The 13,429-nt window shown below is 64.3% G+C and carries 10 protein-coding genes and 1 pseudogene; 8 read left to right on the top strand and 3 right to left on the bottom strand.

Going from position 1 to position 13,429, the window contains the following annotated elements:
- Positions 1 to 214 precede the first annotated feature (214 nt).
- Genes ACCC94_RS21895 through ACCC94_RS21885 form a run of 3 tightly spaced genes read left to right on the top strand, consistent with a single transcriptional unit; the run spans position 215 to position 3,771 of the window.
- The gene (locus ACCC94_RS21895) at positions 215 to 871 is read left to right on the top strand and encodes a paraquat-inducible protein A (RefSeq protein ID WP_192436196.1); all 657 of its coding nucleotides are present in this window, start codon (positions 215 to 217) and stop codon (positions 869 to 871) included.
- Positions 858 to 1,478 carry a paraquat-inducible protein A gene (locus ACCC94_RS21890; RefSeq protein ID WP_413351651.1) on the top strand — a complete coding sequence of 207 codons (621 nt, stop codon included), beginning with the start codon at positions 858 to 860 and terminating at the stop codon, positions 1,476 to 1,478. The genes ACCC94_RS21895 and ACCC94_RS21890 overlap by 14 nt, the downstream gene beginning before the upstream one ends.
- The gene (locus tag ACCC94_RS21885) at positions 1,471 to 3,771 is read left to right on the top strand and encodes a PqiB family protein (RefSeq protein ID WP_192436198.1); all 2,301 of its coding nucleotides are present in this window, start codon (positions 1,471 to 1,473) and stop codon (positions 3,769 to 3,771) included. The genes ACCC94_RS21890 and ACCC94_RS21885 overlap by 8 nt, the downstream gene beginning before the upstream one ends.
- A gap of 211 nt (positions 3,772 to 3,982) precedes the next feature.
- On the opposite strand, the gene mksF is transcribed toward ACCC94_RS21885, so the two are convergent.
- Genes mksF through mksB form a run of 3 tightly spaced genes read right to left on the bottom strand, consistent with a single transcriptional unit; the run spans position 3,983 to position 8,869 of the window.
- The gene (gene mksF / locus ACCC94_RS21880) at positions 3,983 to 6,829 is read right to left on the bottom strand and encodes an Mks condensin complex protein MksF (RefSeq protein WP_413351650.1); all 2,847 of its coding nucleotides are present in this window, start codon (positions 6,827 to 6,829) and stop codon (positions 3,983 to 3,985) included.
- The gene (gene mksE / locus ACCC94_RS21875; protein ID WP_413351649.1) at positions 6,826 to 7,602 is read right to left on the bottom strand and encodes an Mks condensin complex protein MksE; all 777 of its coding nucleotides are present in this window, start codon (positions 7,600 to 7,602) and stop codon (positions 6,826 to 6,828) included. The genes mksF and mksE overlap by 4 nt, the downstream gene beginning before the upstream one ends.
- Positions 7,592 to 8,869, bottom strand: coding sequence for an Mks condensin complex protein MksB (gene mksB, locus ACCC94_RS21870; RefSeq protein WP_413351648.1), 1,278 nt, complete (start codon positions 8,867 to 8,869; stop codon positions 7,592 to 7,594). The genes mksE and mksB overlap by 11 nt, the downstream gene beginning before the upstream one ends.
- A 217-nt stretch (positions 8,870 to 9,086) precedes the next feature.
- On the opposite strand from mksB, the gene ACCC94_RS21865 reads away from it, so the two are divergent.
- The 5 genes and pseudogenes from ACCC94_RS21865 to ACCC94_RS21845 form a co-directional block, all read left to right on the top strand.
- Complete coding sequence (locus ACCC94_RS21865; protein ID WP_088421749.1) at positions 9,087 to 9,692, top strand: hypothetical protein; 606 nt, start codon at positions 9,087 to 9,089, stop codon at positions 9,690 to 9,692.
- 235 nt (positions 9,693 to 9,927) lie between these two features.
- Positions 9,928 to 11,010 (top strand): hypothetical protein, encoded by a 1,083-nt coding sequence (locus tag ACCC94_RS21860; protein WP_413351647.1) that lies wholly within the window; start codon positions 9,928 to 9,930, stop codon positions 11,008 to 11,010.
- Between the two features lies 1 nt (position 11,011).
- Complete coding sequence (locus ACCC94_RS21855; protein WP_413351646.1) at positions 11,012 to 12,592, top strand: hypothetical protein; 1,581 nt, start codon at positions 11,012 to 11,014, stop codon at positions 12,590 to 12,592.
- Between the two features lie 18 nt (positions 12,593 to 12,610).
- The gene (locus ACCC94_RS21850) at positions 12,611 to 13,126 is read left to right on the top strand and encodes a DUF6160 family protein (protein WP_413351645.1); all 516 of its coding nucleotides are present in this window, start codon (positions 12,611 to 12,613) and stop codon (positions 13,124 to 13,126) included.
- A 115-nt stretch (positions 13,127 to 13,241) separates the two neighbouring features.
- Positions 13,242 to 13,429: pseudogene (locus tag ACCC94_RS21845) on the top strand (energy transducer TonB); the annotation flags it as partial.

Raw genomic sequence — 13,429 nt, 5'->3', positions numbered from 1 at the left:
TCGCCGATGGTAGTGTGGAGTTTCTCCATGTGAGAGTAGGTCATCGTCAAGCTCCTATCCCAAGACCCCTGGTCAGCTTCGCTGGCCGGGGGTTTTGCTTTTGCGCGCGCTATTTTTGCAGCCGCGGTTCTCCATGAAATTCGAGGCGGTGTCCGGGCACCGGACAGGCGGTTGCGTCGTCTACAATAGCTTCAAATTTTCCTTGAGTTCCTACATGCCCCACATCGAAGGACACGCCTTGCAGGACCTGCCTCTGGAAGAGCTGACGGCTTGCCACGAGTGCGACCTGCTGATGCGCCGCGAGCCCGTTTCCCTCGGGCACCGCTCCGTTTGCCCGCGCTGCGGATATGAGCTGGAAATCCACCGCCCCCATATGGTCCGCCGTGCGCTGGCGTTGGTGTTGACGGCGCTGATCCTGTACATCCCGGCGAACTTCCTGCCGATCATGCACATCACCATCCTGGGGCAGACCAGCATGGATACGGTCTGGAGTGGTGTCGTGGGCCTGTATCACTCGAATATGGCGGGCGTCGCCTTCCTGGTCTTCCTCTGCAGCATGGTCATCCCACTGGCCAAGCTGCTCTGCCAGCTGTTCGTGCTGGTCTCCATCCGCTACCCGGCGTTGCGCGACCAGGGCATGTTGCTGCTGCGCGGCTACCAGCACCTGCGTGAGTGGGGAATGCTCGAGGTGTACCTGATGGGCATCCTCGTTTCCATCGTCAAACTGATCGGCATGGCAGAGCTGCATGTGAGCGTCGGCCTGGCGTGCTTCGTTGGCCTGCTGTTCACGCAGGTCTGGCTGGAAGTCACCATGTCCCACCACCAGGTCTGGAGCGAACTGTCGGGGGAATTCCACGATGCGAGCCATTGATGCGGGCATCCTGGTCTGTGGCGAATGTCACCAGCTCAACCGCCGGGCAGAGGACGGCGAGACCCATTGCAGTCGTTGTGGGGCGGTGGTGCATGACCGCCGGCCCAATAGCATCGTCCGCACCTGGGCGTTGCTGATCACCGCCGCGATCCTTTACATCCCTGCCAACCTGTTGCCGATCATGACGGTGAACTTCCTCGGCAATGGCATGCCGGCGACGATCATGGAAGGCGTGGTCGAGCTGATCAATGCGGACATGGTGCCTATCGCCGCCGTGGTGTTCATCGCCAGTATTCTGGTGCCCACATTCAAGCTGGTGGGCATTGCTCTGCTGCTCTATTCGGTGCAGCGGCGTCAGCCGCTTTCCGCGCTGCAGCGCAATGTGATGTATCGCTTCATCGAGTGGATCGGCCGCTGGTCGATGCTCGACATCTTCGTCATCGCGATCCTGGTGACGCTGGTGAGCTTCGGAAACCTGGCCAGCATCGAGGCAAATCTCGGTGCGGCCGCCTTTGCCAGCGTGGTGGTCCTCACCATGCTGGCCGCAGTGACTTTCGATCCCCGGCTGATCTGGGATAACACGGACGCGGAAGACGACGATGAGTGACCTCCCCACACCGAAGATGCGCAAGACCACGAACTGGTCGGCTATCTGGATTCTCCCGCTGATCGCGCTGGCGATCGGAGCCTGGCTTGCGTGGCGTGCCTACGACCAGGCGGGAATCATGATCCAGATCCAGTTCGAAAGCGGCGAGGGCATCCAGGCCAACAAGACCGAAGTGATCTTCAAGGGCATCGGCGTCGGCAAGGTCGTGGACATGCACGTCAACAAGCCGACCCTGGGCGTGATCGCCGTCGTGGAAATGCGCAAGGAGGCCGGAGAATACCTGAGCAAGAGCACGCGCTTCTGGCTGGTCAAGCCGAGGGTTTCCATCGCGGGTGTCACCGGTCTGGAGACGCTGGTTTCCGGTAACTACATCGCCATCGATCCGGTGAAGGGCGAACAGCAGAAGGATTTCGTCGCGCTGAAGGAGCCGCCACCGCTTTCCGACAGCCTGCCTGGCCTGCACCTGACACTGAAGGCTGATCGGCTGGGTTCCCTGGAGCAGGGCAGCCCGATCTATTACCGGCAGATCCAGGTCGGCCAGGTGAAGAGCTACCAGTTGGCCGAGGACCAGAAGACCATCGAGGTGAAGATCCACATCGAGCCGGCCTACGCGAACCTGGTGCGCAAGCACACGCGATTCTGGAACGCCAGCGGCATCACCCTGTCCGGCAGCCTGAGCGGTCTCAAGCTGCGCACCGAATCCCTGGCGAGCATCGCCGCCGGCGGTATCGCCTTTGCGACGCCGGAGAACTATGCGGACAGCCCGCCCACCGATCCCACCAAGCCCTTCCGCCTTTATGAGGACTTCGATGCCGCCCAGGCAGGGCTCGCGGTGAAGGTGAAGGTCAGTGACGTCAGCGGCCTGACTCCCGGCAGTACGCCGGTGATGTACAACGGCGTCGAGGTCGGCACGGTGAAGAGCATCGACATGGACAAGGACTTCAACGGCGCCACTGCCACCCTGTCCATGGACCCACGCACCGAGGAGTTCCTCAACAGCAAGACCGAGTTCTGGATGGTCAAGCCGAGCATCTCGCTGGCTGGTATCACCGGTCTTGAAGCTCTGGTGAAGGGCAACTACCTCAACGTGCGCTTCGCCAGCGATGGTGAGCCGACTCGTGACTTCGTCATCCGCCCGAAAGCCCCGCCGCTCAACCTCGATTCCCCCGGTCTGCATCTGGTGCTGACCACGGACCAGCTGGGCTCGCTGGAAGTCGGCACGCCGATTCTCTATCGCCAGATGAAAGTGGGCAGCGTGCAGAGCTACCAGTTGTCCCGGCGCGATCCGACGCGGCTGGTCATCGGTGTCCACATCGAGCCGGAATACGCCAAGCTGGTGAACACCTCCTCGCGCTTCTGGAATATCAGCGGCGTCACCATCAGCGGCGGGTTGGACGGGATCAAGCTGAAGAGTGAGTCGCTGCAGACCCTGCTGGCCGGCGGCATCGCCTTCGATACACCCGACCCGAAGGCGCCGCCGATCACCAAGGTGCGTCGCTTCGCCCTCTTCGACAGCGAGGACGATGCCCACCTGAAGGGCCAGATGATCGAGCTGCGTGCCGACACTGCCGACGGCCTCAAAGAGGGCACCGTCCTGCGCTACAAGGGCCTGGAAGTTGGCCGCGTGGAGCAGGTGGAGCTGAGCAAGGACCTCCAGAGCGTGCAACTGAAGGCGCGCCTTACCCGTGGGGCAGACCGCATCGCTCGCCAGGGAAGCCGGTTCTGGGTGGTGGGACCGCAGGTTGGGCTGTCCGGCGTCAGCAACCTCGGCACCATTGTCAGCGGCCAATACATCGAGGTGCTGCCGGCGCCCAAGCCCAGCCAGGAGCAGACCAGCTTCAGCCTGCTGGGGGGCGAGCCGAACCGCCTGCTGGATGCCGACGGCCTGCGCCTGACCCTCAGCGCCGCGCGTCGTGGCTCGCTCAAGACCGGTGTGCCGGTGACCTACCGCGAGGTACAGGTAGGCAAGGTGACGTCCTTCGAGCTGGGTGAAACGGCTGACCGCGTGTTGATCCACATCCTCATCGAGCCGCGCTACGCCGCGCTGGTGCGCACCGGTAGCCGGTTCTGGAATACCAGCGGGTTCGGGGTGGATGCCGGCCTGTTCAAGGGGGTGAAGGTGCGGACCGAGTCGATGGAGACCATCCTCGCCGGGGGCGTAGCCTTCGCCACGCCGAACAATGCCGAGATGGGCTCGCCGGCCAAGTCAGGACAGACCTTCGCGCTGTTCGACGAGGCCAACGACGAGTGGCTGGACTGGGCGCCGAAGATTCCGCTGGGCAAGGCGCAATGAATTAGCGTCGACGAGGAAAAGGGCCGCGAAAGATGCGGCCCTTTTTCATTTCAGAGGCACGAGCGGATTCCCTTGTAGGAGCGAGCTTGCTCGCGAACGGCATGACAGCGAAGGCCAGCAGGAATCCGTTCGCGAGCAAGCTCTCTCCTACGAAGAGCCCACAGGAAAAAGCCCCGCATCGCGGGGCTTTTTCTTCATCGCTGCAGGAGCATCACGCCGGCTCGGCGCTGGCTTCCACATCGTTGTGCGCAGGCTTTTCGCCCCCATTATCGAGAGTGCGACGGCGAATGTACTTCCAGTCCGCTTCGTCGATGTAGATACCGTTGGGGCCGCTGCCGCCTTCCAGGTCGATAGCCACCTGGGCCGAGACCTGCGGCTTCACGCTCGCCAGGATCGGCACGAAGCCCAGCTGCAGGCTGGTCTCCAGCAGCGCCGACTGGTTGCGTTCGTCGATGTCCGCTGCCTCGTCGAGGTAGTAGGGCAGGCGAATGCGGCCGGCCTGCTCGCGGTCCATCAGGTGCAGCAACAGGTACATGTTGGTCAGCGCCTTGATAGTCATGGTGGTGCCGTTGGATGCCGCACCGTCGATGTCGGTGTGCATGATCGGCTGGCCACCCATCTTGGTGATCTCGAACGCCAGCTCGAACAGGTCCTTCAGGCCCAGCTGGTTGTTGTTCGCCGCCACCAGGCGCGACAGGTAGTCCTTGGCTTCCTCGTTCTTCGCATCCTGCTCGGCGCTCTGGGTCAGGTCGAAGACCGAGAGATTCTCGCCTTCTTCGTACTGGCCGGCGCTGTGGATGATCTGGTCGATGTGCTTGAGCGCGTCCTTGTTCGGCGCCAGCACGATGCGGAAGCTCTGCAGGTTCGACACCTGGCGCTTGTTGATCTCGCGGTTGAACAGCGCCAGCTGGTGTTCCAGGTTGTCGTAGTCGCTGCGGATGTTGCGCAGGGTACGGGCGATATCGGTAACTGCCGCACGGCGCGCCTTGGCCAGGGTCATGGCCTCGTCGGTGCGGTGAGCATAGGCGTTGATCAGCAGTTGCAGGCGGCGCTCCGGATCGTCCTCGCTGTCGAACTTGGCCACGCCCTTCAGGCGCACCTGGGCGTACAGCGCCTCGATCTGGCCGTCCACGCGCTGCAGCGATTGCCAGGTGTCCTGGTAGTCGTTGAGCAGCGGCAGCAGGTTATCCATGGAGTCGTCGACCGGGTCCATGAACGGGATGCCGAAAGGCAGGTTGGCCGGCAGCAACTGGCGGCGGCGCAGGGCGTCGTCGAGGGTGCGTTGCTTGGCTTCCATGTCGGCCAGTTGCCGGCCGATCAGCTGCAACTTGGCGGAGAGCTGCTGGACGCGCTCGGTGAAGGCGTCGGCGGAGCGCTTGAGTTCGTCCTGGGTGGCTTCCAGCTGGGCGAGGTGCTCCAGCTTGCCGGGTTCCTCGGCGCTCAGGGTCTGGCTGCGGCGGAAGTCTTCCAGTGCCTTCTGCGCGTCGAGCACGTCCTGATAGAGCTTGTCCGCCTGTGCCTTGCTGGCGTTGCGGTCGGCGGCTACGGCCTGCTGGGTCTTGAGCTGCTTGAGCTCCTTCTCCAGGCGTTCCTTCTGGTCACGCAGGGCGGCGCGGTCGGCCAGGGCCTGCAGTGCCGGCGGCTCGATGGTGGAGAGGTCGATGGTCAGGCCCGGCACTTCGAAGCGCTCGCCCTTGAAGGCGTCGAGGATCTTCTCGACGCTGCCGACCCACAGGCCGGCCTCGTCCAGGTCCACACCCTTGTCGCCCAGCGGCAGGCTGAACAGTGCGCCGTTAAACAGGCGCATCAGGCGCTCGACGTCCTGCTGGGAGAACTCCTCGCGCAGGCGGGCGTAGCTGTTGTTGTCGGCATGTTCGAGCTGCTGGCGAACGCCTTTCAGGCGCTTCTCCAGGTCGCGCATGCGCTCTTCCAGGTCTTCGCTGGAGAACTGTCGGGAGTGCGCCAGGGCGCCGGCCAGTTCGTCGTGGGCGTCCTTGGCGGCGAGCAGTTGTTGCTCCAGCACCTTGACGTCTTCGACCAGCGCGAAGCGGTTCTTCAGCACCGCCAGTTCGCCCATCCAGCGTTGAATCTCGCTGATCTCGCGCTCCAGGCGCATCAGCTCGGCGGTGCTGCCGCGCTGTTCGTTCTGCAGGCCATCCTGCTCGCGCTTGTAGTGCTCGGCCTGGATGACCAGCTCTTCCTTGCGCGCACCGGAATAGTCTTCCCAGGTGCCCAGCAGGTTATCCAGCAGGGGCGAGAGGCGGTGCATCTTGCCGCGCAGGATTTCGCGCTGCTGCACGCCGTTGGCCAGGGCTTCCACCAGCGGGCCGGCGGCGACCAGGGCCTGGTAGTCGCCCTCCATGCGGCGCACGTCGCGGAAGGCTTCCTCGCAGGCGGCGATGTAGTCGACGCTGCCCGAACGCAGGCTGTGCTCGAAGGCATCGAGGAACAGCTGCTTGAGCTTGGCCGCGGTGATCTCGCGCATGTGCAGCAGGTTGATGAACAGCGAGCGGAAGGTCTTCAGGCTCTGCTCGCTGGTGGAGCGCAGCGGGATCAGGGTCAGGTCCAGCGGGATCGAGGTATGGCCGCCAACCAGCAGGCGACGCAGCTCGTCGGGCTTGAGCTCATAGGACTTGATGCCCTCGCGCTCGAGGTTGGCATACAGCTCGCGCAGGCGCAGGCAGGTGCCGTTCTTCTGGTAGTGCTCCAGGTCCAGCTCACCCTGGTAGGCGAAGAACTGGTGGCCGAAGCCGCCGCCCGGGCCGCGGCCGCCGACGCCGATCACATGACGGCCGTTGGGCAGGTCGAGCTCGATGAGGATGTAGCTGGTGTCGGTGGCGAAGTAGAACTTGCGCGAGGCCTCAAGGCTGTACTTGCCGAAGCTCATGTCGGACATGCGCGCGAGGATCGGGAACTGCAGCGCGTTGATCGACGCCGACTTGCCGAGGTTGTTCGCGCCGTACACCGACAGCGGCTGCTCCAGCGGGAAGATGCCGAGGCTGTAGCCGGCAGTGTTGAGCAGGGCGAAGCGGCGGATACCGTAGCGTTCCTGGGTCATGCCTGGGCCTCCTGTTCTTCGGCGATGGCGCGGGCGAGGGCGTCTTCTTCGCTCTCTTCTTCGGCAACTTCAGCTTCGGCAACTACCGCAGGGGCAGAAGCCTGTGCGTCGATCACGACAATGGCGTCCTCGCTGTCGGCAGCCGATTCATCCACGTACGACTCCAGGATCACCACCGGCTCGTCGTCTTCTTCCATCAGCACCGGCGCGCTGAACTGCATTTCGCTGGCGTGCAGGTTGCTGGCCAGGTCGCGGTCCTGCTGGACCGACAGGCAGACGTCGAGGAAGCGGTGGATCGGCGGCAGGAAGCGGTACACGCCGTTGTCCTCGGCGGCGAAGCCGAGCTGGGTGAGGCGGCGCATGACCTTCTCTTCCAGTTCTTCCTGGGTGGTCACTTCTGCCTGCAGGAACAGGTCGCGGTACTTCTCCAGCAGCGGCGGCAGTTCGTCGCGACCGATGCTGCCGCCGTCGAGGACGGCCAGCGGGTCGCGGCCCTGGTCAGCCAGGTGCTCGACCAGGATGAAGGTGAACAGCGCCAGGCGCTGGGCGGTCTTGTTCACCTGGGCGCCGACCTGTTCGGGCACGAAGTAATAGAAGCCGCGGGTATCGCAGACCAGCTCGTAGCCCAGGCTGCGGAACAGCGCCCGGTAGGCGTCCTGCTGGTTCGACAGCTGGCTGTACAGCTCCGGATCACGGCGGCTGATGTGGAAGCCCTTGAACAGCTCGCGGAAGATCGGCGCGAGCTGGGTCATTTCGGTGAGATTAATCTGCATGCGATTCGCTCTTGCTGTCCTTGCCAGCGGTGGGGCCGGCGATCAGGGCGAAGGAGCACAGGCTGACGCTGTGCTGGAGAGTGTCGTATTGGCGGCGCTCGAGGCGGTCGCGCTGGAAGCGGGCATCGCGCGACAGGCGCGAGAACCAGTAGAGCAGCTCGTCGGTGGCGCCTTCGGGCTCCTGTTCCAGCAGCCACTGCATGAGGTCCGGCAGCGGCAGCGCGGCCTGGCAGCGGTCGAGCATTTCCCGGGCGGTGCGCGGCGAGCGTTGCGGGCCGTCGCTCTTGCGATTGCCGCTGGCCTTGGGGAAGTGCGCAGGCTTTGGCTGGAAGTTGGCCAGCGCGAAGACGTAGCTCTCGACCTGGGACGCGGTGCCCAGGAAGTTGCTCTGGGGCCGGGTGAACATCGGCATGGCGGCCTGCGGCACGGCGTCGATGCCCTTGCGGCGGATGACCGACAGCGCCAGGGCGGCGCCGCGGGTGATCGCGTTGTGCCGGCGCGCTTCCTCGCGCAGCGGCAGCAGCAGTTCGCGGGCGCGGCGCAGGGTGAGCTGGGCGGTGGTCTGCATTTCCAGGATGCGCGCGTGGGTGCGCAGCAACTGGTCGTCGTCCACCAGTTGGCCGAGGCGTGCCTGTTCGCTGAGCAGGCGCAGCAGCACCTGCTCGACCCGATGCACGCCCTGTTCGAAAGCGCCGTCGGCGGAGACCAGCTGGATCATCGGCTCGACGTATTCGTCCCAGGTCGCCAGGACTTCCGCATAGCGCTGGCGCAGCGGAATCTGCCGGTCCTGGGTTTTCGCCCGGTCGGCCACGGCGACCAGCGCCTGTTCGTCGTTGGCGAGCTTCTTCAGCACGTCGCGCACGCGCATGTCCAGCAGGCGCAATTGGCGGGCGAGATCGTTGCCGTCGCGCACTTCGAAGGCGTCGCGGATGTAGCCGGCGAGACGTTCGAGGTGGCGCAGGTAGGCTTCGATCTCCAGGCACAGGCCCAGGCGGTGCTCCTGGCGCAGGTAGGCGAGGAAGTCGTGGATCTGCGCGTTCAGTTCGAAGCGGTTGGGGCTCTTGGCCACCGGGACGAGGATGTCCAGGCGCACCCACTGGTCGAGCAGGGCGGTGATGTCCACCGGGGTGCTGTCGGGCAACTGGCTGGTGAGCTGGAGACGCAGCTCCACCAGGCTCAGGGTGCCGGCGTCGAAGCGCTCGCACAGCGGTTCGAGCAGCACCCAGTGTTCGGCGAGGGCGCGTAGTACGCGTCGTGGGTCGATCATCGGCTTGGTTGGGCCCGAAATGAACAAAGGGGGCGATTGTACTGCAAAGGCCTACCCCTGGCCGACAGGGTGACGAAACGCGTCAGTTTGCGACTGCACGAGCAGCGCCCGTGTGACGCATCTCACGGAAAATGGGGCCTAACTGACTGAATTTTCTGGCAAGTTTTTTGCCAAAGCCTGTATCAGAGACCTTGCTATCAGAGTCTGATTCACGCCGATGACCTACGACGCCGCACTTGCCAAAGCCCGCTGGGCCGAACTGGAACGCCAGAACGACCTCGACTGGGACCTGGACGCGATCACCGATCGCAACGAAGCCATCGCCTTCCTGCAGCGCTTCGAGAATCGCTTGTGCATCTATTCGTCGTATGTCGAGAAGCTCTACAGCAACTACAGCTTCGTGATCCCCGAGAGCCAGGAAGGCGGCATCACCATCCTGCCGGACGAACAGGCCTGGTTCGACACCTTCCATGACATCCCCGGCGACGCCGTGGAGCCCACCGGCATCCACATCCTGCCGGGCGAGACCATGGGCTACAGCGGGCTGTACCTGAAGATTCCCGCCGAACACCGGCTGGTGGCCTCGCGGGAATTGCCCTTCCAGGACGGCCTGAAGCTGCTGATCAACCGTTACCGCATGCGCGGGGACATCTTCCTGCCGGTGCTGGTGAAGGGCGACCTGCGCGAGTACGAGGCGCGCATGCCCTCGCTGCACCTGCACCGCCTGAACATCGCCAGGCTGCAGGCCCACTCGCGGCTGAACCTCGATGCCATCAAGGGCGCGATCGCCGAACACCTGATCGGCCTGTTCCGCCACCAGTGAGCAGTCAGCCGCCCGAGGCTGTCACCCGGGTGTGACGATGGGTAACAACCGCGCCTGGGATTTCCTTTCCTCGCCTATCGTTCGAAGCGATTTACTCGACTATGGGTCGGGCCGCCGTGGCGGCTGAATTCCTATAGTGGCATCACGGCGCCGAGTCTCGACCTCGTTCCTGACCCGATACGCCCGATGAATAACAACAGGCTCCCGTACACGGGGGCCAGGAAAGGAGAGTGCCATGCGTCAGTCCTCCGGTCCGCTCATGCGTGCCCTTGCCTTGCTCTGCGGCGGCCTGCTGGCCTTTTCCGCCCAGGCGCGCATGCAGTCGATGGACGATGAAGAGCTGTCCACCATCTCCGGCCAGGGCGCGATGCTCACCGTCGACGCCTCCACCTACCAGAACTACCAGTACACCCGGCTCAATTTCGGTGCCGATGTCAGCCTGCTGACCAACATCGACCAGCTGAGCCTGGGCAACTACACCCGCACCGGCTCGACCACCGTCTCCGGCCAGCCGGCGGATATCCTGATCAACAACTTCGCCCTGGGGCGGGTGGACAACGCCAATACCCCCGATGCCAAGGTGGTGCCGTTCCAGATCCAGGACCCCTACGTCGAGTTCGCCTTCCAGACCAACAACGGCGTGCGCCAGCTGGTCGGCGCGCGGGTCGGCTTCGGCAAGGCGCAGGGCGATCTCTCCGGCGACATCCTGTCGATCACCGGCAACCTGCAGGGGCAGATCTACGGTCCGGCCTCCATCGCCTACGACTACTACACCCGCAACGGCTGCCCGAACCTCATCAACTGCCTGGCGCTGGCCGTAGCCGGCGATACCCCGGTCTACGCCGACGTGGTGCTGCTCAAGGCCGGCACCGGCGAGGCGACCATCAACGGCCAGCCGATCAACCGCGCCGAGCAGATCGGTATCGCCAAGGGCGACTCGCTCCATTCGGACGCCGGTGGCCTGATCGCCGCGCTGATCCCGACCCTGTCGACCACCAACAACTGCCAGGCGCTGGGCCTGACCACCTGCTTCGACCTGACCAACTACAAGACCATCTACATCGGCAAGCCGGGGTCCACCGACATCAACACCGGCGCCCAGGGCATCTTCTTCTCCCTGCAGAACCAGAACGTGCCCTGGCAGGACCTCGCCAACGCCGGCAACTTCGTCAACACCCAGTCCGGCGCCTTCGCCAACTTCCCGAAAGTGGGCAGCGGCGCGGATGCGGTCTATCCGATCCTGATCAACCTCTACGACGCCCTGCGCGGCCTGCCCCGGCAGCCGACCTGCATGGGCTCGCAAGCGGCGGGCTGCTGACATGAACTGGCGCACAGCGGTACTCGCCTGCCTCGCCGGTTGCCTGGTCAGCCTGCCCGCGCTGGGCATGAAGGCCCTGGATGACGACCAGCTGGAAGAAGTCAGCGGCGCCGGCCTGGGCTTCTTCATCGACGGTTTCAGCTACGACCAGGCGACTGCCACCTCGAAGATCACCGGGGTGAAGAACAGCGCCAACCAGGATGTGCAGGTGGACATCACCGGCGCCTACATCAAGGGCGCCGGCAGCCAGCGCGGCACGCTGGACACCAAGGCCTACCTCGGCACGCCGATGCATCCCTTCACTCTCGGCCCGGTGAAGTACAAGGCGGGGCTGAACATTCCAGCCAACCAGGAAGCGCTGCAGCTGATGACGCCGACCTGGACCGACCCGATCAACGATACCCACAAGTTCGGCCTCTGGTCGTACTACCAGGGCTGCCTGTACGGCGATGCCGGTTGCACCAACCCCAACCAGGCGACAACCAAGATCAATACCGAGCTGAATGCACTGAAGACCCAGCGCGACACGTTGCTCAGCGCCTATTCGAACAACATGACGGGCCTGAAGAGCGGCATCGATGCCGACATGGTGGTGGTCAACCAGCGCAAGGCGCAGGTCGATGCCGCGCAGGTGGTGCAGAAGAACAATTACAGCACCATGCAGAGCACCTTCAACGCTGCACCCGCGAGGGTCTGCGACACCGTGCTGGGGATCGCATGTACCAACAAACCTGATTTTGGTGAGAAATACAGTTGCGGCGGCATAGTCGGCTGCAGCAGCAACTCGGGCGTCAAGGCCTATAACGACTCGGTGGACAATTACAGCAGCAGTACCAGCGATCTCACCACCGCTCAGCAGAACCTCAGTGCCTCCTGGAACGTCAGCCGCAACGGCGTCACCCTCAGCCAGCGCGCCAGCGACTACGACAAGTTCGTCCAGCTCTGCGGCGCACAAGGCGGCAGCGCCACCACTTGCGTCAGCGGCACCATCACCCGCACCGAGAAGAACGTCGCCACGGTGCAACTGGTGGCCGGCGCCATGCAGAGCTCTTCCGGCACCCGCATCCAGGGCCTGGATATCGGCATCGCCACCAAGTTCACCCTGCCCAGCACTGCCTACAACAGCAACGGCAGTGCTGGCGCTACCACTACGCGCACGGACTTCTTCTCCATCGCCCTGGAGAACTTCACCCTCAATGGCTCCTATCTCAACCTGTGGGGCGACGCCGCAGGCCTGAAGGCCTCCATGAGCCTGCAGATGTATGCCGACAAGCTGATCATCGCCGGCTGCGAGAACTGCGCCGACAGCAACAAGGTGGTGGCCAAGAACGTCTACTTCGATCTCAACCTGGGCGACGCCAACTACCAGCCGGCGACGCTCTCGGTGGCCAGCAACGGCGACCTGATGCTCAGCGCGCCGGGCGTCACCTGGGCCAACCACGAGGCCTTCTACCAGAACGTGCAGAAGAGCAATATCAGCATCGGCAACCTGAACATCAGCGGCACCGACGTCGGTTCCCAGGCCATCCGCGGCCTGCGCATCGACTACCTGAACGTCCGCACCGTGAACCTGCCGCGCTAGCGCATGAGGGGACTCGCCGTGAACACCGCACGCCTTCCGAGCCGACTCCTGGCACCCTTGTTCCTGCTGGCCGCCGCTACCGCCCATGGCGAGATGCGCGGCCTGGACGACAGCGAAATGGCCGACGTCAGCGGCCAGGACGGCGTCAGCCTGAGCGTCAACTTCAACCTCGCCGCCAACACCGCCGATACCCGCTGCAGCGGCGGCTGCGGCGCGCGCCTGGCGATCCAGCCGCTCAACAGTACCGGCTACATCGTGCTGGACAATATCAAGGGCACCTTCAGTTTCGACGGCATGTCCATCGACATGGTGACCATCAACAACGGCTTCAACGGCGACGGCGCGCTGTTCAACCGCCAGGCCATGAAGATCGGCCTGACCAACGCCAGCGCCAGCAACCTGCAATTCACCCTGGGCGGTTCCAACCAGGGCAAGGTGTCCGGCAGCGGCCTGCAGCAGACCAACCTGCTCACCTACCAGGCCACCGGCGCGGTCAAGCTCACCGGCAACGTCTACGTCTTCGGCACTCCGTAAGCGAATCGGCGGGCCTCTGAGCCCGCCGGCCTTTCCCCCCGGCGCGTTTCACGCGACAATCCCGCCTCGTCGTGTTGGCCTGCCCGCGCAGGCACCACCCACAGGTAAACACCCCTTGATCGAAGAAGCCCGTCGCCGCGCCTATCTGGGCGCCATGCAGGTCGCCAGCTGGCTGCCGCGCGTGGTGCTGCCGTTCGCCGCCCCGTCGCGCCCGGAACTGCTGGAAACCCCCGCGCCCATCGTCGCCAATCCGGTGGCTGCTGCGCCCGCCGCGGTGGTCCGCGAGGCCGTGGCTCCAGTGGC

Source organism: Pseudomonas sp. Pseusp97 (genome assembly GCF_047304025.1).
Lineage (GTDB): Bacteria > Pseudomonadota > Gammaproteobacteria > Pseudomonadales > Pseudomonadaceae > Pseudomonas.
The sequence above is the reverse complement of the archived record's forward strand: the minus strand, read 5'-3'. Positions and strand labels throughout refer to the sequence as shown.